Here is a 20,734-nt window from a genome sequence, read left to right as displayed (position 1 = left end):
TGTACTCACTCCTTATAATTCTTTGGTCGGAACTATTTTGAGTGTAGCACAAATGACTTTTTTAGTTGTCTAGCTTAATTTTACAATCGGCGATTTAAAAATAAATCTTTTCTATTAAGCGTGAGGAATAGAATAATCTTAGAATAAAAAGAGAATAGAAATGATCCAAACTTTCCATGCATCAATAAAATAGTAAAAATTAGATTTTGAATAACGTGCACGTGCTTATTTGATAACGTTTTTTTATTGAGAGGAGGGATGAAAATGATCAAGAAAACTCAAAATAAAATCCAACGTATATGTCAAAAACATTTTGATTCTAGACTAAAAGCTATATCTCGAAGAAAAAAATTGCGTACCATTGCAGTTTCGATAATCGTGATTCTTACTTTCTTAGGAAGTTTATCCAATAGGAATGTAAACGTTTATACAGAAACGTCAAGTTTTGCTAACCAAATGACAGAGGAGACAAATAGTCCACCAGCCTCTGAAATACAGTCAACAGAAAGTACCGATCAGTCTAGCAACAACGAGACAACCTCAACTACAACCTCGACTCAGCTGATTGATCCGACAGAAGAAGAAATCGCAGCAGCAAAAGCAGCAGGGGAAAAAGCTTATTCAGAAACAGGTAAAAGTCAGACATTTAGTGCTGTTGCGGCCACTGCGAATTTCAACGGACATACCATACCAGATGGATATACAGTGATATATGCCAAAGATGGAGTCATTGTTGCGGTTAACGGAACGATGAGTGCGGATAAAACCGCGCTACAAGGTGTTACCAAAGCAATCGCTTTTATTGATAACCGTCCAGATATCCATAATCTGTTTATTGGCTCCACAGTAAATGGTACTACTACCACCTTCCCAAAAAGTATCTATATGGGGGTGGCTACCGCTGGAAATACGATCGATTCCGTTACACCCAATGCGGATAAAAGTTATTCTTTTACACCCTCAACATGGGGAGGGCTTCCTGCCGGAGGAGGTATGAGTACTTTTTCAATCGGTATACAGTTAGCAAACGATATTCCATTCACAGGGTACTCGATCAAAAATGGACAGATCGTTGATAACAAGGGGAATATTTCAGTTGTTCCAACCTATCAAGCAGCGACGGTTCAGGTCAATGCAAACCAACCTGGAACATTCTCTTATACTGTTAATGGCGGGATAGCACAAACTGGAACATACGGGACTACACTATCTGGAATCCATGTGGGGGACAAAGTGGTTATTATTCCAACAGCAGTAACGGGCTATTCTTTTGCACAAACAAACGGTTCTTTCACAGCCCTAGAAAGTAACGTCGATACGGTGACCTATACAGGCAAACAAACACCAATCACTATTAAGTATCAAGACTATTTTGGACAGACGATTGCTCCTTCTAAAATAATGAATCTTACTTACGGAAGTGCTGCACAAGACCTGACGACTAATGTGCCTATTATCAGCGGATATACCTTTACAGCTGTTTCAGCGACAGAAACAAAGAACCAATCAGCAACGAGTGTTTCAGCTAGTTTAGATACAAATGGAAATGTAATCGTAAAGGACGCAAATGGAAAACAGATTTCTGAAGTCATCCTATATTATAAGACAAATGCAACAGTATCAATCAATGCAAATGGCAGTAAGTACTATGATGATCTTTCTGTTGTACCGATCGTTAAATATACCTTTAATGATAAAACAGAATCAACATCCCTTTTAAACAATGATCTCAATATTGATCAAATCCCATGGAATCCAACTGATTTCAAAGCGATGAATGAAAAGGGAGTTGAAGTAACTGCGCCTACTGAAATTGGAACCTATACGTCTTGGCAATTGACAGAAAGCGGATTAGCTAAACTAGCTGCCAGAACAAACTATCTATTTCCTATCGTGTAGACATCTGATATCTATACGATCAAGCCAATCAGCGGTACGGTAGAGCTCGGTGGCAGTAAGACATATGATGGAAAAGCAGGAATCCCGTCAATCCATGTCAAGCTAGCAGAAGGTGTCACCAGTTCGGTTACTCCAGTGCAAGTGACCCTTAGCAACACGGACTACACAGTAGATGCACAATCAGCAAAAAATATGGTTAACGTTGACAGCTATGCAATTAAATTAACGAAAAGCGGGATAGATAAAGTCAAAGCAGCAAATCCCAAGATGTCATTTACTGATATAGCTAACACATCAGGAACCTATACCATCAATAAAGCCGATGCAGTGATTACTGTCGATGACGCTGCCTTTAATTATGATGCCCAAAGTCACTCGATACCGGTTGGAAATGTCCCCGTTACTGGTGTTGTCTCAGGTGAAGCATTGGATTATACACTAACAGCTAACAGCCGGACAGATATCGGAACACAAATAGTAACGATTAGTTTAGGGGAAGGAACTGTAAACAATAATTATTCGATTACCGCAACAGATACCGCTGAGTTGACGATCAATCCGACTCTCTTGCTTCCTTCGACAGGCGGGATAGGTCTACTGCCCTTTGTCTTTTTAGGAATGATTTTTATTTTTTCTGGCTTCTTTTATTTTATCCATCGTAAGAGAAAAGCAGGTGAACAGCGATGAAAAAAATAAAAAGTGTACGTGTGGATAGGTTTGCCGTTCTCTTTTTTATCCTACTGGGATTTTTTAGTGGTTCTCCGACTGTGTCAGCCAGAGAATCATCTATTACATTTACTTTGCATAATCGAATGTTCGAAAGCGAACAGATGCCAAGTATCAGTCAAAACGACGGAATGGCTAGTCCAGATAACTTTCAGTAGGCAAAAGGGTTGAACGGTGTTACTTTCGCTATATATGATGTCTCGGATGAATTTTACAAGCTGCGGTCAGAAGGAAGTAGTATAGAAGACGCACAAAGAAAACTAGCACAGAAAAGTGATAGTGGAAAAATACTGGCAGAAAGTGTGACAAAAACAGTAGACGGTGGAGAGGGCATTGCTTCTTTTCGTGTATCGGACAAAGACGAGCAAGGTCGTGACGCTGTTTACCGATTTGCGGAAATAAAATCTTCAGATCAAGTAAAAGAAAAATCAGCACCATTTGTCGTCGTGCTTCCTGTGACAGATTCATCTAATCATAAATTGACGACCATCCACTTGTATCCTAAGAGCGAACAAAAAATACCTGCTGCACTCACATTAACAAAAAAAGTAGAGAACAAGCAGACAGATTTTGCAGATGGGGATAAAGTACCTTATCTCATCACTACCACAATTCCTGAGAACATCAACGAGGTAGGAACCTATACGATCACAGATACAGCTGATCCTCAGTTGTGGCTAGAACCAGAAACGATCGATCTTTTGATTGGGGGAGAAAAGATTCATACATTTCATACACAAAAAACAAAACATGGTTTTGTATTATCGGATTCTGGAAAAGATCTCAGTTCGTTTGCTGAGAAAAAATTAACGATCCGTTACCAAATGTCATTGAAAGAAAACAGTGAAAAAACGACATTTGACAACGAGGTACGTTTGACGACTGACAATCAAACAGTAGAAACACATCTTGCCATCCAAACAGGTGGCAAACAATTTGTCAAAGTGGATCGGCAGACGAAACAAAGACTGGCAGATGCTCAATTTCTAGTCAAAAGAGATAACCAATATTTAGCGCAAGAAAATGGGATAAATCACTGGGTAGCCAAAGATGATCCGAGAGCAACGATTTTTACTTCCGGTAAAGATGGAACATTTTCTGTCCATGGTTTGTCTTTTAGAAGCTATGAACTAGTTGAGATCAAGCCGCCTAAAGGATATGTATGGAGTCCAGCACCAATTCTCTTTGAAGTTGAAGCAGGCAGTTATGATCCGCTTCATCCTATACCATTGGAAATCATCAACGAACCAGAAGCAAATCGGACAAATAACGGAAAAACGCCAGTTCAGATACAGACGAATGGCCCATCAAATGAAAAAAGTGGAGGAAGTTTTCCAAAAACAAACGAAGAGATGCTTGGAGGTTTCTCAATCTTAGGGGTGTTGCTAGTCCTTTCAACAGGGGCAGCTTGGTTTTATAAAAAACAACAAAAAGGAAACAATAGGAGGGAAATAAAATGAAAAACATCAAAACAAAAATATGGGCACTTCTAGGAACTACTATTATGTTGCTTCCTTTCGTTCTCAGCCTAGGAACTGCAGATGTCTCTGCAGCCGTATCACCTACACCAGAAAATGTCACGGTTAATTTGCATAAATTGAAATTCACTTCAGCACCAGAAAATCAAATAAACAACGGAACGGAATTGACATTTCCGAATAGCGAACCATTGAATGGTGTAGAATTCAACGTATACGACATCACCGCTACGTACTATCCAAGTAAAGATACAGCAGTTCCAGCAGACGCTACACCCTTTGCAAGTGTAACGACTTCTGGTGAAGGATTAGCTAACTTGACTCTTCCAGGTAAATCTGAAGGGAAAGATGCTGTATATGTCTTTGTAGAAACACCAAAACCTGGTGTCGAAACGTCGCCAAATATCGTGTTGAGCTTACCCTTTTACAACCCTGATTCATCAGACCCTGACAAACCTTTAGACACGATTCATCTATATGCTAAAAATGTCATCAAAGAAAGCAATATCAAAATCCAAAAAGCTGGGAACTTTTCAGGGGTAGATAAGTTAGCAGGGGCGCAATTCCAGATCAAAAATTCAGACAATCAATTTGTGACTGGTTTTGATGAAAATACTGGTGTCGCTCTTTATGGTCCTGCCGAATCAGCATTGACATTCACAACAGATAGTGAAGGATCCATCAGTGTCAATGGGTTACTAGACGGAAATTATACTTTGGTTGAAACAAAAGCACCAGATGATTATCAATTGACCGATCCACAAAAAGAAACCTCATTTGTAGTAGAAAACGGAAAATTGCAACAAACAACCGGAATCATCCATGGCGCGGATGAAGCCGATCTTGGGAATCCAAACGGTGTAGTCAATCGGGAAAATACAACTACGGATAACACGATTACTGTAGAAAATGTCCAAAACTACGGTGATTTCCACTTCATCAAACAAGATGTGAACACGCAAGAAAAATTAGCCGGTGCAGAATTTTCTATTCTAAGAGCAAAAGATCCAACTGTTAAATTAATGAAAAAAATAGCAAACCTTGCCTCAGGAGAATACCCATATGCTTGGTCAGATGAAGTCACAGGTTCTGACTGGGAAGAAGTGAAATTGATTTCTGATTCAGAAGGGGAATTTTCAATCGAAGGGCTGAAACAAGGGGCATACTGCCTTCAAGAAACAAAAGCACCAGAAGGCTACGCATTACCTAAGAATGAAGCTGCGTACACTGAATTTACAGTAGATGATGATCCAACAACTTCTGATGAAACAACGATCGATAACCAACCTAAAGGAATCTTGCCTTCAACTGGGGGTATGGGGATCATCGTATTCATCTTGGTAGGTATTGCTTTAGTTGGAGGAACAGTGATCTACTTCAAAAAACGCCATCAAGAAACAGAAGCTTAAACTATTGGAAACAAAAATCATACGATAAATAAACGACAGTGATTCAAATGGGGAGAAAGGTTGTGACAGAAGTGGTCGGTCTCTTGGTATTAAGTCAAATGTATGCAACAATGTGAGGAACCATTTTCACAAAATTTATCTTAATACTCGAAACTAAACTGCTTTTTCACAACCTCTTCTTTAAACGGTGTTCTCCTGCCAACTCCTCGGTCACAAGTCACAATATTCATCAAACATGAGAAGCTGTTTTTTGAAATTGTTCCTTGTGACTCAGAGCTGAACGGCAGGCTCACGACCTCTTTCTTAAACGGTGTTCAATCAGCTGACCTTCGGTATTAGCTCAACAAACGGCAAAATATGAGGAACTATTTTTCCGTTTGCTTCTCTAATACTCAGGTCAAGGCGCTGATTTCACAACCTCTTCATATACATATTAGAAAATAGGTGGACATGATGAAAAAAAGCAGAATAAGAATACTGGACATCTTCATGGCAATCATTTTAGTCGTTGGGATCGGGATCTTTTCTTATCCTTTTGTAGAAGATTCACTGAATGATTTTCTTGCCCAGCAAATGATCATCCATTATCAAAAGCAGGCATCGAGTAAGAATTCAGAAGAAATAAAAAAACAGCAGGAAAAAATGACAAAGAAAAACCAACAGTTGGCAGAGCAAAACGTATCACCAGGGATAGGCAGTTTCAACCAAGCAGTTGATGCAAAAGCATTAAAAGATTTACCTAGTAATGCCTTTTATATGGAACATATGCTTGGAGTCATCGAAATCCCAAAAATCAATGTCAGCTTACCTATATTCGATCAGACAACGGAAATATTTTTGCAAAAAGGAACGTCATTATTGGAAGGAAGTTCTTATCCGACTGGCGGGAAAAGCACCCATGCCGTTCTTTCTGGGCATCGTGGACTCCCAGAAGCAAAATTATTTACAGATTTGCCTAAGTTGAAAAAAGGAGACCAGTTTTTCATCCAGATCAATGGAAAGACATTGGTGTATCAAGTAGAAAAAATCCAAGTGGTCTTACCTGATGAAGTAGATTCTTTGGGTATCCAAAAAGGCAGAGATCTCGTGACTTTGCTTACCTGCACTCCTTATATGGTCAATACACATCGACTGCTTGTGACGGGGCATCGTATTCCTTATCAAGCAAAAGAGGCAAAAAAAGCGATCCAAGGAATTGATCAATGGAAAAAATGGAAATTTTTTATTTGGTTTATCGGTATACTACTTGGATCAATCGGCTTAGTTTGGCTACTCATCGCTTATTTAGATTCTTTGGCCATCGCTAAGCGAAACTATCCTTTATCATTTTATGTAAAGAACACAAACGGACGACCAATCGAAGGAATGGTCTTTTCTGTAAAAACGCTCAACGGCAAACACTATATTAGTAGAGAAAAAGTTCCATTTGTGAAAGCTTCTGATGAATACGGACTTGTGAGATTTTCTGATTTAAAAGGCGGGAACTATCGCTTGCAACATGAGGAGCTTCTGCTTAAAATCCATGTAAAACATAAACATTCGAAACAGTTTTCAATGAAATTGAAAAAAGGAAGATACAAACTGCGAAAAGAAAAAGAGGTGTACTATTTGATTGAGAAAGAATGAATGAAGATGTACAAAAAAGCAGAGGGAACAGACTAAATGAAAAAAGAGAGAAGCTGACGAAATGGACGTGTAAACTGCTATTTTTGGTTTACTATCTGGAACGCCAGCTTCTATTTTTTTATGTTTCAGAAGAATTTTATTATTATAGTATAACTTTTGAATTAGTTTCCATAACATTTGGAGCAAGGGGTTAAACCACGAGCTTGAGCTTCGCTTAAAGTGGCAGGGGTATACGTACCATTTCCACATTTATGTGTATGGTATTTTGAACCGGTCGGTGTGACATAGACAGTTTGTTCATTATTTTGCTCAGGAGCTGCGGCTTGTGCCTGCTGAGAGGCCTGTTCAGCTGCTGCTTGCTGTTGCGCCTGTTCTGCTTGTTGCTGTGCGATTGCTTCTTGCCTCGCCTGTTCTGCTTGTTGCTGTGCGATTGCTTCTTGTTGCGCTTGTTCTGCTTGTTGTCGTGCAATTTCTTCTTGCTTTTTCCGTTCTTCTTCTGCTTCTTTTGCTTTGATTGTGGAATCAATTGCAGCAAGACGGCTTGTCAACTCTTGTTTGTTTTCAGGTAGCGCTTGGATAGCTGCTGAAGCAGTTGCATAGTTTTCTTTTGTAGGATTTGCTTCAGCTTGTGATAAAGCAGATTCCGCTTCTGTCACTTTTTTTTCTAGTGCAGCTTTTTCCGCTTTTTGTTTCTCTTCTTCTTTTTTCTTTTCAATTTGTTCTTGTTCTTTCGATGAATCTGCCGTACTTTCGGAGATCGTGGTACTGCTGCTGGAAGCTTGAGCTGAACTTGTGCTTTGAGTAGTAGACGTAGTAGCACCACACCCACTCAACAAACTTCCTGCGACCAAAAACAACGCAACTAATTTTTTCACTAAATTTCCTCCTTAAGTAAAAAAACAACCGTTTTCAATAAATGTCCTTTTCAATTGTTTACTTACTTGTTATAATAATTGTGTTATGAATAGTGATTGAGGAAACTTAATCTAATCCCGTGTTGATACACGGGATTTTTGCTATAGTTCTGTTATTAAGTATGTAATAATAAAATATGTACGTTATTTTATTATTAGATTATTGACATTTATATAATAAACGATTAAATGATTCATATCAATAGAATGCTTAGGAAAAAAAGAGAAATAATAACAGGTTTATGCACCATTAACTGTTTTGCAGTGGGATATTTGTATCCGTTTTTTTCTTGTATGTAGTATAGTAAAGTAGATACAGGAGGAGAAAATATGCAGATTTTTTTAACAAAAGTTTCTCAAAAGAAAATTAAAATGATTCATTTACTGCTTGAAACAGAACGTTGGTGTTCAATAGAAGAACTACAAAATGAATTGAAGGTATCAAGTAAGTCTATCTTGAATTATCTAACAGATTTAGAAGAATTGTTCCAACAATATCCTGATAAGGTCATTTTGAAGAATGAGAATAATCGGCGCTTTTCTATGGAAAAGCAGGAGAACTTCCCAATCTACACTATTTATCTTCATTTCTACAGAAAATCATATAATTATCATTTGATTGAATTCATGTATCAACATCTTGAGAAAAATTTGGAAGATTATGCAGACGCTCAATATACGAGTGTATCCACAGTTTTTCGTTATGCGAAGTTATTAGTAAAGTACTTTGAAATGACGGACGTCAAAGAATAGTCGCCGCCAGATAGAAGGAAATTAGCAGTTGAAAAAGCTGCCCTGCATCAAGTAATACGACCAGCCAAACGGAAACAGTGTCTCATGTTTTTGATTTGGCTGGTCTTATTACCGCAGATGCAAGCTTTTGCCACACCTCTTTCTTGTCATTTACAGACTCAACTATCAATGCTGCAAGCTTTCCCTTAATGCTGTAACACCAGTAAGAGTTGTCAAGACCAGCAGGCTGACTAGGTAAATACCGCTCAAAAACAAGATTACGGCAGTTAAACTATAATGATCCATCAGGAAACCGATGACGATAGAAGAAAAACCACCAACAGCTCGTCCAAGATTCATAATGAAATTATTCGCCGTCGCGCGGATTTCTGTTGAATACAAACTACTAATCACTGCGCCATATCCACCATACATGCCATTGATAAAGTAGCCGACTATCACAGCAGCTGCTACCAAACTCCACTGGCTATGGGCTAACACAAGTAGATAGACAGATAAGGATGAACAAATTAAAAACAAAGAAAAGGCTAGTTTAGGCCCCAATTTATCCATGATCATGCCAAAAGTCATCATCCCCAAAGACATGCCTAAAATAGTACTGACCATCCATAATGAAGACCCAGAAACCGAAAGCCCTAATCGATTTTGCATAATCGAAGGTAGCCAATTCATTAACCCAAAATAGCCGGCAATTTGGACAGTCACCATGATACTAAGGCCACATGTTTGCCAAGCAAGATGTTTTGATTCAAACAGTCTGCTAAGATTGGTTTTCTTTTCGGCGGATTGTGCAGATTTGAATTCCTTTGGTTCAGTCAAGCCGCGACGAATGAACAAGACCATCAACACCGGCAGTACACCTACGACATACAACATCTTCCAACCAAACGTTGGAATGATCACAGCAGCTAAAATCGCAGCCAAAGCCGCACCGACCTGCGCACCAATACCAGCAACCGAAGAAGCTCGTCCAATTTGTTTTTTTGAAAAACTTTCGGAAATCAAGGACATACACGCCCCATATTCTCCTCCCGCTCCTACACCTGCGATAAAGCGAAAGAGATAAACCAAGTAGATGTTTGAAGCAAAATACATCAATAAAGAAGCAATCGAAAACAGAAGGACCGTTTGAGAAAATACTTTCACACGTCCATATTTATCAGCTATGATGCCAAAAAAAATACCTCCAATGAGCATCCCCAAATTAGTGATCGTTGAAATGAAACCCGCTTGCGTACCACTAATATGAAAAGAAGCAATCATTGAAGATAATGAAAAAGCTAAAAACATAATATCCATATTCTCTAAAGCAATTCCCGCCGATGTCGATAATAATACCTTTCGCTGATACGTTGTCATTTTTATACCCCTTTTCCTAAAATTTCCCTAAATTGTTAAAAGTATATCCAAAAAAGAATAAAAAAACAAGTCTTTTTTATTCGAAATAATACACAAACAACCGATATAGCGTCCTTGGTCAGATATGACAATAAAAAGTACAATCGTTCCGCTTGAAAACGGGCATTTGCGTATCCACGAAATATGGAGTGAACGGTTGCTGTATGTGTATGAAGGCGGGTTTAGTGTACCAATGGAAAATACAAATAGATGTATAGCGGGACAATGTGCCACAGCACGATCGATCATTGGTACTTCGAGGATTAAGAACATCATTGGATACAAGAAAGCTGGGATTATCCGACCTGAACCTAATACAAGTCTTTATTTTCCGGTAACACTATTACCATATTTGACAGGCGTGGCTGAAAGCGGAAAACAAGTATTTATATCTGTGATCAGCGGTGTTTTACCAGACCAAGTTTTTGAAGAGCTTACAGTAGAAATTATTGGGAGAAATATAGAAATCGGGCAACTAGGGCAAAGGATTAATGTAAAGTTGGAGGAAAAATACAACGATGGACAATAGAACAAATATAGTTGAGTTAGATTGGCTAGTTTCAGAAATTGATTTTATTGAAAAACAGGTGCGTGAAAATCAAAAAAAATTTAAATTTCTCGTACCTGCTGCAGCTAGTAACAATCATGTATATGAAGCGGAAGAAAACACTGATTGGACGGCTAGTTTCTGGTTGGGGATATTATTTTTAACAAAAGAACTTTCTAACTCAAAAGATTTTGATCGAACGATCGAAAGTCAATTAGCTTCATTCAAAGAACGTTTAGAAAAAGATATAGCCTTGGATACGCATGATATCGGATTTTTATATCAATTATCAGCTGTTGCTGATTATCGATTGAATAAAAACGAGTCATCAAAACAAATAGCGATACAAGCAGCTGATCGATTGATGGAGCGGTATTCTCCCAAATCTCAAATTATCCAAGCTTGGGGAGACTTAGATGATCCAAAGCAGCGTGGACGTATGATCATTGACTGTTTGATGAATCTGCCATTACTTTACTTTGCTACTGAGGCTACCGGAGATGAGAGTTATAAAACAGCTGCCTACAATCATGCGAAACAAACTCAAAAGTATATTGTGAGAGACAATGCTACTACTTACCATACGTATTACTTTGATGATGTTACTGGAGTGCCTAAATATGGTCGTACGCAACAAGGTTATTCAGATGAATCCTGTTGGGCACGCGGGCAAGCGTGGGGAATCTATGGATTCACATTAAGTTACTTGTATACGGGAGACGGTTCTTTTTTAGAGACCGCCACGCAACTTGCTGATTATTTTCTACAAGAGCTTCCTGAAGATTTGATTTGTTATTGGGATCTAATATTCAAAGAAGGTAGTCAAGAGGAAAAAGATAGCTCTGCGGCAGCAATAGCTGCATGCGGATTGTTAGAACTTTCCAAACAACTGCCTGTTTCAGATCATCGTCATTTCGATTACGAAGAGATGGCAGTCAAAATCTTGGGAGAATTACAAAAAAACTATACAACGAAACAAGTAGATGGATCAAACGGGCTGCTTCTCCATGCCGTTTATGATAAAAACAGCTTAAAAGGTGTAGATGAATGTGTGATCTGGGGCGATTACTTTTATGTAGAAGGGATCACTCGTCTAGCTAAAAAATGGTACTGTTACTGGTGATGTATAAGAAAAGAGGAGGATTCATATAATGAAGCGATGGAAAAAAATGATGATTGGATCAATAGTTTTAGGAATGTCACTCGTATTTGGTGCTTGTGGTAATCAAGAAGGCAGTAGTGAAGAATCAGCAAATGAAATTACCGTTTCGACATGGAATTATGAAACAACACCTGAATTCAAAGCGCTCTTTGAAGCATTCGAAAAGAAAACGGGAATCAAAGTGAAAGCAGTAGATATTGCTTCAGATGATTATGACACGAAACTTACTACGATGCTTTCTTCTGGAGATACGACAGATGTATTGACGATGAAAAATCTTTTGTCGTATTCAAATTATGCTTTACGAGATCAGTTAGTCGATCAAACAGAACGAATTAGAGAATTAGATACTGATGCTGCTGAAGGAACATATGAAATGTATGATATCGATGGAAAAACATACGCATTGCCCTATCGAACGGACTTTTGGGTACTATATTACAATAAGAAAATGTTTGATGATGCAGGAATCCAATATCCAGAAAATCTAACTTGGGACGAATACGAAGATTTAGCAAAAAAGCTTAGTAAAAATGACGGACAAGTTTATGGAGCATATCAACATATCTGGCGTTCGACGATCCAAGCTATTGCAGCTGCTCAAAACGAAGCGAATCTTGTGGAACCAGATTATCGATTTATGACTGATTATTATGATCGAGCATTGAGGATGCAAAAAGAAGGCGCGCAAATGGATTTTGGCACGGCTAAGTCAACGAAAGTAACCTATCAATCTCAATTTGAAGAACAAAAAGCAGCAATGATGTACATGGGAACTTGGTATATGGCTGGCATACTTGCGAACAAAGAAGCAAATAAGACAGAAGTAGAATGGGGAATTACAGCTATTCCTCAGAAGAAAAAAGGAGAATCGGTCACGACGTTTGGCTCGCCAACAGCATTTGCTGTCAATAAAAACTCAAAGAAACAAAAAGCGGCGCAAGAATTTATTGAATTTGCAGCCAGTGAAGAAGGAGCAAAAGTATTAGCAGGAGTAGGAGTAGTTCCTTCATATCGTACGGATGAGATTGATCAGCTTTATTTTAATCTCGCTGGAATGCCAACGGATGAAATTTCTAAAAAAGCTTTTTCTCCTGATGAAATCAAACTTGAATTTCCGATTGATACGTATGGGCCTGCAATCGATAAGATTTTACAAGAAGAATATGACTTAGTTTTGGTTGGAGATGAAACGCCGGAAAAAGGAACGGTAAATATGGAGAAACGTGTAGCTGCGGAAAAAGAATAATCATGAAAGGAGAGAAGCCAAGAGATCAAACACTCTTGGTTTCGTCATCGAAATGGAGAATAGTATAAATAAGAAAGCTACAAATCATTTGCGTAGAAAACGAACGTGGATCGCTTATTCGTTTATCGCCCCGAATTTCATTGGTTTTTTCGTTTTTACATTAATACCAATCCTGTTTTCGCTTGTACTAGCATTTATGAAATGGGATTCTTTTTCAACGCCAGAATTTGCTGGACTAGATAACTTTCGTAAAATGGCCAACGATGAGACATTTTGGATTTCTTTGAAAAATACTTTTTTATATACCGCTGCTGTAGTGCCTGGCACACTTGTTTGTTCGTTAGGGCTAGCTTTACTACTAAATCAGAAAATTAGAGGGATGAAGCTTTTTCGTACGATATTTTTCTTTCCGTATGTTACTTCCTTAGTAGCAATTGCTGTTGTTTGGAATATGTTGTTTCATCCAACAGTGGGACCTATTAATATCTTTTTAAGACGATTTATTGAACATCCTCCAGGTTGGACTTCAAGTTCAAATTGGGCGCTTTGGGCAATTGTAATTGTCAGTATTTGGCGAGGGATGGGTTATTACATGATTCTATACCTTGCAGGACTACAAAGTATCCAAAAAGAACTATATGAAGCGTCTTCGCTAGATGGAGCAAACCGTTGGAAACAATTTTTGAATGTGACATTACCTTCGTTGAGACCAACAACCTTCTTTGTAACGATCATGCTTGTCATCAATTGTTTCAAGGTGTTTGACCTTGTGCAAGTGATGACGGATGGCGGCCCTGGTCGAGCGACAAATGTGCTGGTTTACCAAATCTACAATGAAGCATTCAAAAAATTTGATTTTGGTTATGCTTCAGCTATTTCACTTGTTTTGTTCGTAATTGTTTTGGGCGTTACGGTTGTTCAATTTTCTTGGAATAAGCGTCGTACTTAGGAGGTGTGATATGGAAGAGAGTGTTCGAAATGAAAGAAAAAAAGCAAAAATTCGTTCAAAAAACATGCCCTTTATTCAATGGTTGGGTATGATTCTGCTGATTGTATTAGCTTTATTGACGATCATTCCTTTTTTATGGATGGTTTCTGCTTCATTCAAAGCAAATAATGAAGTGTTAACGATTCCGATTCAATGGATCCCTAAAACTTGGCATTTAGAGAATTATCTGGTTATTTGGTCTCGTATTCCTTTAGTGACATTTTTTAAGAATACAGCTTTTTTAAGCGTTGTGATCACGTTGATTCAGTTGTTTACTTCTAGTTTTGCTGTTTACGGGTTTTCTGAACTAAATTTTAAAGGGCGCGATATTTTATTTTTAGCATATATCGGCACGATTGCTGTCCCTTGGCAGTCTTATATGATCCCGCAGTTCATTATGATGAGAAAAGTGGGTTTAACAGATACGTTGTGGTCGTTGGTGCTATTACAAGCGTTCAATACTTTTGGTGTGTTCTTGTTGAAGCAATATTACAGTAGTATCCCAGATTCTTTATGTGAGAGTGCGCGGATCGATGGCTTATCAGAGTGGGAAATCTATCGCAAGATCATTTTACCTCTTACAAAACCGGCGATTGCCAGTTTGACGATCATCACATTCGTTAATACATGGAACGATTATATGGGGCCATTCATTTATTTGTCTTCTACGGAAAATAAAACAATCCAGTTAGGGTTGAAAATGTTTATTGGGCTATTTGATGCAGAGTACGCATTAATCATGGCTGCCTCAGTTGTTTCTGTTCTTCCTGTTGCTTTTATATTTTTAGCGATGCAAAAATATTTTGTAGAAGGGATCGCTTCATCAGGAATGAAGGAATAGGAGGTGATTATGAAAGAGCAGCGTTTTGACAAAAATGTTTATATGGAATTCTTTTATTGGTTGTATCAATCATTGGCAAGTAGCCTTTGTTTTTGGTGTGTCAATATCTTGTATATAGCAGCTGCGTTCCTTTTGTCGATAGATGGAAGGAATGTCTTTTCCTTTATTTTTTCTTTACTTTTTATTGGTCCAGGTTGCATCGTGATGATAGGTATGACAGAAGAATTAGCAAAAGAAAAAAGTTTTTCACCAGTACGTTTGTTCATAAAGACGTTTCGCCAATTTTGGCTAAAGGGATTTTTTTATTGGCTATTTGCTTGGATAGTTAGTGTGATAATGATTTTTGATTGTTTCTTTTTTATACGTTTTTCTTATGGAAAATGGTTGATTCCGTTGTTTGTTTTACTTGCTTGTTTATCAGTTTCCTTTAGCATCAACTGCTGGTATTTTCAGGTGAGAAATCCAGCGTCGAAACCAAATCAAGTTCTACGGATAGCGTTCTACTATACGTTGAAAAAATGGTATGTGAGTTTACTAGATTTTTTACTATTGACAAGTTTGTTTCTCTTCTTTTTCGTAAAGCCCCAATGGTGTATTCTACTAGGTCCTTCTATCGTATTTGGTTTGATTTACTTCAACAATCGTAAATTGATGAGAACTATGGATCTGTAGACTTTATAAATTGAAACTGTCATTCTTTTTCATTTTTTGAAACATATGGCTAAACAAATGAAATAAAACATGCTATACTTTTGAATGAAACAGGTTTAGAAACTGTATCACTTATTTGTGATTATTTCTAACTAATAATTAAAAATAAAGCATAAAAAGGACGATGTTCAATGGATGAAAAAATGAAACAAGGTTCGAAATCTGTAGTAGAAAGTTTGATTAATCATCATGTTGATTATGTATTCGGTATACCAGGTGCAAAAATCGATGGTGTATTTAATGAATTAGAGGATCAAGGTCCTGAATTAATCGTGACTCGTCACGAACAAAATGCTGCATTTATGGCACAAGCAATCGGACGTATTACAGGAGAGCCAGGAGTAGTTATCGCAACAAGTGGTCCTGGTGCTAGTAACTTAGCTACAGGTTTGGTAACAGCGACAGCAGAAGGTGACCCAGTTTTAGCAATTGCCGGACAAGTAAAACGAAGCGATCTATTGAAGTTGACCCATCAAAGCATGGATAATGCAGCACTGTTCCAGCCAATCACAAAATACAGTGCAGAAATCCAAGATCCAGAAACAATTTCAGAAGTGATTGCCAATGCTTATCGTATGGCTAAGAGTTCAAAAAAAGGCGCGAGCTTTATCAGTATCCCGCAAGATGTAGTGGATGCACCTGTCCAAGGTAATGTCATCAAGCCATTGAGCGATCCTAAATTAGGTTCTGCTTCTGCAGATGATATCCGTTACCTAGCTGAACGCATTAGAGAAGCAAAACTACCGGTACTATTAGTAGGTATGCGAGGATCAAGTGAAAAAGAAACGTTAGCCATCAGGCAATTAGTTGAAAAGACAGCATTGCCTGTTGTAGAGACATTCCAAGCAGCTGGAGTGATCTCACGTGAATTAGAAGCGCATTTCTTTGGTCGTGTGGGTTTATTTAGAAACCAACCAGGAGATATGCTTTTGAAACGAAGTGATCTAGTTATTGCAATTGGCTATGATCCAATCGAATATGAAGCAAGAAACTGGAATGCGGAAAAAGATGCGCGGATCATTGTGATCGATGAAGCGCCAGCTGAAATCGATCCTTTTATGCAGCCTGAAAGAGAATTGATCGGTGATATCTCAGCCACTCTTGATTTATTGACAGGTTCATTAGAGCCTCAACAAGTGTCAGAAGATGCAAAAGAATATTTAGCATCTCTTCAAGCAAAATTAACGGAGCGGGACATTGTTCAATCAAAAGGAGAAGCAGGTATCTTGCATCCTTTAGAAGTTATTAACACGCTTCAGTCAAAAGTAACAGATGATATGACTGTTACCGTAGATGTAGGTAGTCATTATATTTGGATGGCACGCCACTTCAGAAGTTATGAACCTCGTCATTTGTTATTCAGTAATGGTATGCAAACGCTTGGTGTTGCATTGCCATGGGCGATTTCTGCTGCATTGGTGCGTCCAAATACACAAATCGTATCAGTTTCCGGCGATGGGGGATTTTTATTCTCTGCCCAGGATTTAGAAACGGCGGTACGTAAAAAATTGAATATCGTTCATTTGATTTGGAATGATGGACACTACAATATGGTAGAGTTCCAAGAAAAAATGAAATATCAGCGGGCGTCAGGTGTAGACTTTGGTCCAGTTGATTTTGTGAAATATGCAGAAGCTTTTGGCGCTAAAGGAATCCGAGCTACAAGTGTAGAGGAATTAGAAAAAGCTTTAGAAGAAGGATTTGCGACAGAAGGACCCGTAATTATTGATATTCCGATTGATTACCGTGATAATGAGAAATTGGGAGAAACAATCTTACCAGATCAATTCTATTAAGGAAGTGTCGACATGACTGAAAAAATCTTATACCAGCACGGGACATTAGGAGCTTTGATGGCCGGCTTGATGGATGGAACAGAAACGATTGCTCATATATTAGAAAAAGGAACTCTGGGATTGGGAACATTGCATGGGCTTGATGGTGAAGTCATCTTTTTAGATGGCGTAGCTTATCAAGGAAGATCAGATGGCTCAGTTGCCCAATTAGATGGAAGTGAACTTACCCCCTATGCAGCAATTACAGATTTTACGCCAGATACTAGTTTTTCTGTCTCAAAAACTGCAGATGGAGAACAATTGAAAAAAGACATATTAGTAAGAGAAGCCGGGGAAAACCTATTTTTGGCAGTGAAGATAACTGGATTATTCAAAAATATGCACATCCGTATCATGCCGAAGCAAGAAAAACCTTACAGAAGACTAGCAAAAATTTCAGAGTCTCAACCAGAATTCCAACAAAGCAATGTCCAAGGAACATTAGTCGGGTTCTTTACGCCTGAATTATTCCAAGGAGTTGCTGCAGCGGGATTTCACCTGCATTTTATCGATGATACACATACATTTGGCGGACATGTAATGGATTTTGAAGTGGCTGAAGGAAAAGTTGAGATTAGCCGCATCTCGTCCCTTGTACAGCATTTTCCAGTTGATGATCCGACTTTTGTTCACGAAACGATTGATTATGCTGATTTAGCAGCAGAAATCCAACAAGCAGAATAGAAAAAGACAGCGAGATGCGTTCAAGGTGATTAACCTGACGTATCTCGTTTTTTTGAGGAGAAAACCTAGCGTTTACAAAAAAACTGAGCTATAATCTTCTCCATAGATCAAAAAGGAGCGGTTTTTATCATGTGGACAGAAAAACAGAAAAAAGATGCATACGAAATTTTATTATTACAGCAACAAGGATTATTAGAAGCAGAAGATAACTGGTTAGCAAATTTAGCAAATTCATCTGCATTGTTGAATGAGACTTTGCCTGAGACTGTCTTTGCAGGATATTATTTATTCGATGGTAATGAATTGATTTTAGGACCGTTCCAAGGGCGAGTTTCTTGCACACGTATCAAGATGGGAAAAGGAGTTTGTGGAGAATCAGCTGAAAAACAAGAAACATTGATCGTTGATGATGTCAAAACCCATGCAAATTACATTTCCTGCGATTCAGCCGCACAATCAGAAATCGTAGTGCCAATGGTAAAAGAAGGTAATTTAATCGGTGTTTTAGATATCGATTGCGGAGTAACGAAAGGGTATGATGAAATCGATCAAGCATTTCTAGAAAAATATGTAGATCTTTTATTAGCAAATTTTAATATAAATGCTTTTTCATTTATTAATAACTAAAATCGTCTATTGAAACAAAAAAGAAGAGAAATCAAGAATAAAAAGAGCCGGAAAGACAGTGGGCATTTCTGTTTTTCGGTTTTTTTATTTTTTTATAAAATCACAAGTGTTATTGATTTTCATAATCATATTTTAATGTTATTATCATTTTAAATAATGAAAAAACATTAAGGATGGATGAAATATGAATAACGAAACTATCATTTTAGGAAAAAAATATATTTGCCAACCTATTGGCTTGAAACAAAAAGTGATTGGAGAAGTAATCAGTAAATTAGAAAATTGTGTTGTGATCTGCGTAGACGAATATCATGACGTCGATCGCAATGAAATATTAGAAAAATGCGGAAAAGTAGTGGCAAAATATACTCACGTTTATGAGTTGGAAACAACAGAATATCTATATAACTATAGCAACAAATATGAACATACTTTAGTTTCATAAAGATTTAAATAAAGTGCCTTCAAAAGCGAGAAGACCAAGCTTTTGAAGGCACTTTATTTAGTTGGCAGTGATTGTTCATGATTTTTGATTTATTCAAAAGGTTCGCCTAGAGAATCTGTCTCTGTAACGAGGCCTGGTGGAGAAACTCGATAAAAACCTATACTGCCAGAACTGTCCTATTTTCGGATAGACAAACTAGTAGTTTTAAAAAGATCATCCGATCCAATCATTTCAAAAAATGCAAAACTGATATCAGGATCATTTAGCTCAGGCTTGTTATCGTAAAGCATTTGTAAAGGTTGCATTTAGTTAGGAGTAAACGCGAAACTATCATCATTATTTGCTGAAGAAGATGAAGAAGCTAATTCAGAGTTTGTTTGAAATAAAGGAGACGTGCTGACAGTTTCTTTACCCTGTTTTTTGCAGAGGTAGAAACTTTTATATCGGAAGTTTCTACCGGAGAATTTTTCTCATTTGTAGAAATTGTTGAATCGATACTATTCGAAATTTGCGTATCTGAAGGTATGTTCTTTGATGCAGAAGTCCCACAAGCAGTAAGTAACAATAAATTTGATAAACTGATAAACAGAATTCTTTTCATTATGTACACACTCCTTATAGTATCGTTTAGCATACACCTATGCTCAGTATTAGGCAAAATCAATGCAAAACTATCAAGTCTTTTATAGTATCTATTAGTCTTAGTAATACATATATGGAGAGGGTGATATCCCAGTTCAAACCAGATACATTGGTTACCATCTGTATTAACGATTATGCCTCTAAACGCTTTTTTTATGAAAAAATTTATAAGTGAAAACGTAGGTATGATATTATCTAGAGGTAATTTTTTTGGGTATTTAAATAGTTGCTAGGAGGATAGCTTTTGGATTTTTACAGTAATTTTATCTTAATAATAGCAATATTATTACTTCTAAATATTTGGTTTTTTGATAAGAGTAGAAATGCAGGGATAGGTTTTAGAACCAAACGAAGTACGTCTTCTGAAAAAAAGTGGGTATATTCACAGACTATTTTTTACGGAGGGGTTATTTCAATCAGTTTACTTTCTTCAACACTTTATTCTTTTAATGTTATAGACGTTTCCATGTCAAATTTTATATCTATTATTGGAATCCTTATTTCTGCAATTATTACACAACTACTTCTTGTGTTTGAAGAGAAGTCAAAAAATAATTAAAGCAATTATGCCTTTTAGTACAGGAATTATTACTTCTTACAAATGTATAGCGAATGTGAAGCCTGCTGTTTTAATTGTTCTAGAAAAACTTTTGAGTGAACAATTATTTTATGTTAGGATGAATTAATTTCTCTAGAGTTTATAATTCGCCGTTTGTATAATTAAGCGAGACAAATAAAAAAGCCATTTATGTTACACTCAAATTGTAATACCCGCTAAAGCATACAAGGAGAGTGAACAT

General features: G+C 37.5%; 18 protein-coding genes and 2 pseudogenes. 17 read left to right on the top strand and 3 right to left on the bottom strand.

Features of this window, described 5'->3' with window-relative positions:
• Positions 1-258: 258 nt before the first annotated feature.
• From DIZ30_RS11540 to DIZ30_RS11505, 5 genes and pseudogenes are all read left to right on the top strand, one after another.
• Positions 259-2,586 (top strand): annotated as a pseudogene (locus tag DIZ30_RS11540) (MBG domain-containing protein).
• On the top strand, positions 2,583-2,783 hold the full coding sequence (locus DIZ30_RS13775; RefSeq protein WP_002290292.1) for a hypothetical protein: 201 nt from the start codon (positions 2,583-2,585) through the stop codon (positions 2,781-2,783). The pseudogene DIZ30_RS11540 and the gene DIZ30_RS13775 overlap by 4 nt, the downstream one beginning before the upstream one ends.
• A gap of 9 nt (positions 2,784-2,792) precedes the next feature.
• Positions 2,793-4,085 (top strand): SpaH/EbpB family LPXTG-anchored major pilin, encoded by a 1,293-nt coding sequence (locus DIZ30_RS11525; protein ID WP_221686367.1) that lies wholly within the window; start codon positions 2,793-2,795, stop codon positions 4,083-4,085.
• Positions 4,082-5,512 carry a SpaH/EbpB family LPXTG-anchored major pilin gene (locus tag DIZ30_RS13455; RefSeq protein WP_002290294.1) on the top strand — a complete coding sequence of 477 codons (1,431 nt, stop codon included), beginning with the start codon at positions 4,082-4,084 and terminating at the stop codon, positions 5,510-5,512. The genes DIZ30_RS11525 and DIZ30_RS13455 overlap by 4 nt, the downstream gene beginning before the upstream one ends.
• Positions 5,513-5,965: 453 nt before the next feature.
• Positions 5,966-7,138: a class C sortase gene (locus DIZ30_RS11505; protein ID WP_049142463.1), complete on the top strand. Its 1,173-nt coding sequence runs from the start codon at positions 5,966-5,968 to the stop codon at positions 7,136-7,138.
• A 161-nt stretch (positions 7,139-7,299) separates the two neighbouring features.
• Here the strand turns inward: DIZ30_RS11505 and DIZ30_RS11495 are convergent, their stop codons facing one another.
• Entirely contained in the window at positions 7,300-8,013 is a 714-nt protein-coding gene (locus DIZ30_RS11495; protein WP_002293155.1) for a hypothetical protein, read from the bottom strand.
• A gap of 369 nt (positions 8,014-8,382) precedes the next feature.
• On the opposite strand from DIZ30_RS11495, the gene DIZ30_RS11490 reads away from it, so the two are divergent.
• Positions 8,383-8,805, top strand: a complete 423-nt coding sequence (locus DIZ30_RS11490; protein ID WP_002293156.1) for a helix-turn-helix domain-containing protein — start codon at positions 8,383-8,385, stop codon at positions 8,803-8,805.
• Positions 8,806-8,970: 165 nt separating this feature from the next.
• Here DIZ30_RS11490 and DIZ30_RS11485 read toward each other — a convergent pair whose 3' ends face one another.
• The gene (locus DIZ30_RS11485; protein WP_098188972.1) at positions 8,971-10,164 is read right to left on the bottom strand and encodes an MFS transporter; all 1,194 of its coding nucleotides are present in this window, start codon (positions 10,162-10,164) and stop codon (positions 8,971-8,973) included.
• Positions 10,165-10,285: 121 nt separating this feature from the next.
• Between DIZ30_RS11485 and DIZ30_RS11480 the strand changes: the two are divergent.
• From DIZ30_RS11480 to DIZ30_RS11435, 10 genes and pseudogenes are all read left to right on the top strand, one after another.
• Positions 10,286-10,732, top strand: a pseudogene (locus DIZ30_RS11480) (hypothetical protein); the annotation flags it as partial.
• Positions 10,722-11,873 carry a glycoside hydrolase family 88 protein gene (locus tag DIZ30_RS11475; protein ID WP_047927858.1) on the top strand — a complete coding sequence of 384 codons (1,152 nt, stop codon included), beginning with the start codon at positions 10,722-10,724 and terminating at the stop codon, positions 11,871-11,873. The pseudogene DIZ30_RS11480 and the gene DIZ30_RS11475, both read left to right, overlap by 11 nt.
• 28 nt (positions 11,874-11,901) lie before the next feature.
• Entirely contained in the window at positions 11,902-13,161 is a 1,260-nt protein-coding gene (locus tag DIZ30_RS11470) for an ABC transporter substrate-binding protein (protein WP_098188973.1), read from the top strand.
• A gap of 52 nt (positions 13,162-13,213) precedes the next feature.
• On the top strand, positions 13,214-14,110 hold the full coding sequence (locus DIZ30_RS11465) for a carbohydrate ABC transporter permease (protein ID WP_002293955.1): 897 nt from the start codon (positions 13,214-13,216) through the stop codon (positions 14,108-14,110).
• Positions 14,111-14,174: 64 nt separating this feature from the next.
• The gene (locus tag DIZ30_RS11460) at positions 14,175-14,990 is read left to right on the top strand and encodes a carbohydrate ABC transporter permease (protein ID WP_376712313.1); all 816 of its coding nucleotides are present in this window, start codon (positions 14,175-14,177) and stop codon (positions 14,988-14,990) included.
• A 9-nt stretch (positions 14,991-14,999) separates the two neighbouring features.
• Positions 15,000-15,662, top strand: coding sequence for a DUF624 domain-containing protein (locus DIZ30_RS11455; protein ID WP_002297646.1), 663 nt, complete (start codon positions 15,000-15,002; stop codon positions 15,660-15,662).
• 170 nt (positions 15,663-15,832) lie between these two features.
• Positions 15,833-17,497, top strand: a complete 1,665-nt coding sequence (gene alsS, locus DIZ30_RS11450) for an acetolactate synthase AlsS (protein WP_098188975.1) — start codon at positions 15,833-15,835, stop codon at positions 17,495-17,497.
• 12 nt (positions 17,498-17,509) lie between these two features.
• Positions 17,510-18,220 (top strand): acetolactate decarboxylase, encoded by a 711-nt coding sequence (gene budA / locus DIZ30_RS11445; protein WP_002289619.1) that lies wholly within the window; start codon positions 17,510-17,512, stop codon positions 18,218-18,220.
• A 129-nt stretch (positions 18,221-18,349) separates the two neighbouring features.
• Entirely contained in the window at positions 18,350-18,847 is a 498-nt protein-coding gene (locus tag DIZ30_RS11440; protein ID WP_002289618.1) for a GAF domain-containing protein, read from the top strand.
• A 184-nt stretch (positions 18,848-19,031) separates the two neighbouring features.
• Positions 19,032-19,292 carry a hypothetical protein gene (locus DIZ30_RS11435; RefSeq protein ID WP_060806716.1) on the top strand — a complete coding sequence of 87 codons (261 nt, stop codon included), beginning with the start codon at positions 19,032-19,034 and terminating at the stop codon, positions 19,290-19,292.
• A 361-nt stretch (positions 19,293-19,653) separates the two neighbouring features.
• On the opposite strand, the gene DIZ30_RS11430 is transcribed toward DIZ30_RS11435, so the two are convergent.
• Entirely contained in the window at positions 19,654-19,893 is a 240-nt protein-coding gene (locus tag DIZ30_RS11430; RefSeq protein WP_002321266.1) for a hypothetical protein, read from the bottom strand.
• 285 nt (positions 19,894-20,178) lie between these two features.
• Here DIZ30_RS11430 and DIZ30_RS11425 point away from each other — a divergent pair, with 285 nt between their 5' ends.
• A complete protein-coding gene (locus DIZ30_RS11425) occupies positions 20,179-20,493 on the top strand; it encodes a hypothetical protein (protein WP_002323892.1) in 315 nt (104 codons plus the stop codon).
• Positions 20,494-20,734: the final 241 nt, after the last annotated feature.

It is taken from the genome of Enterococcus sp. H57, from assembly GCF_003112495.1.
GTDB classification, from domain to species: domain Bacteria; phylum Bacillota; class Bacilli; order Lactobacillales; family Enterococcaceae; genus Enterococcus_B; species Enterococcus_B faecium.
This window is presented reverse-complemented; position numbering and strand designations above follow the sequence as displayed.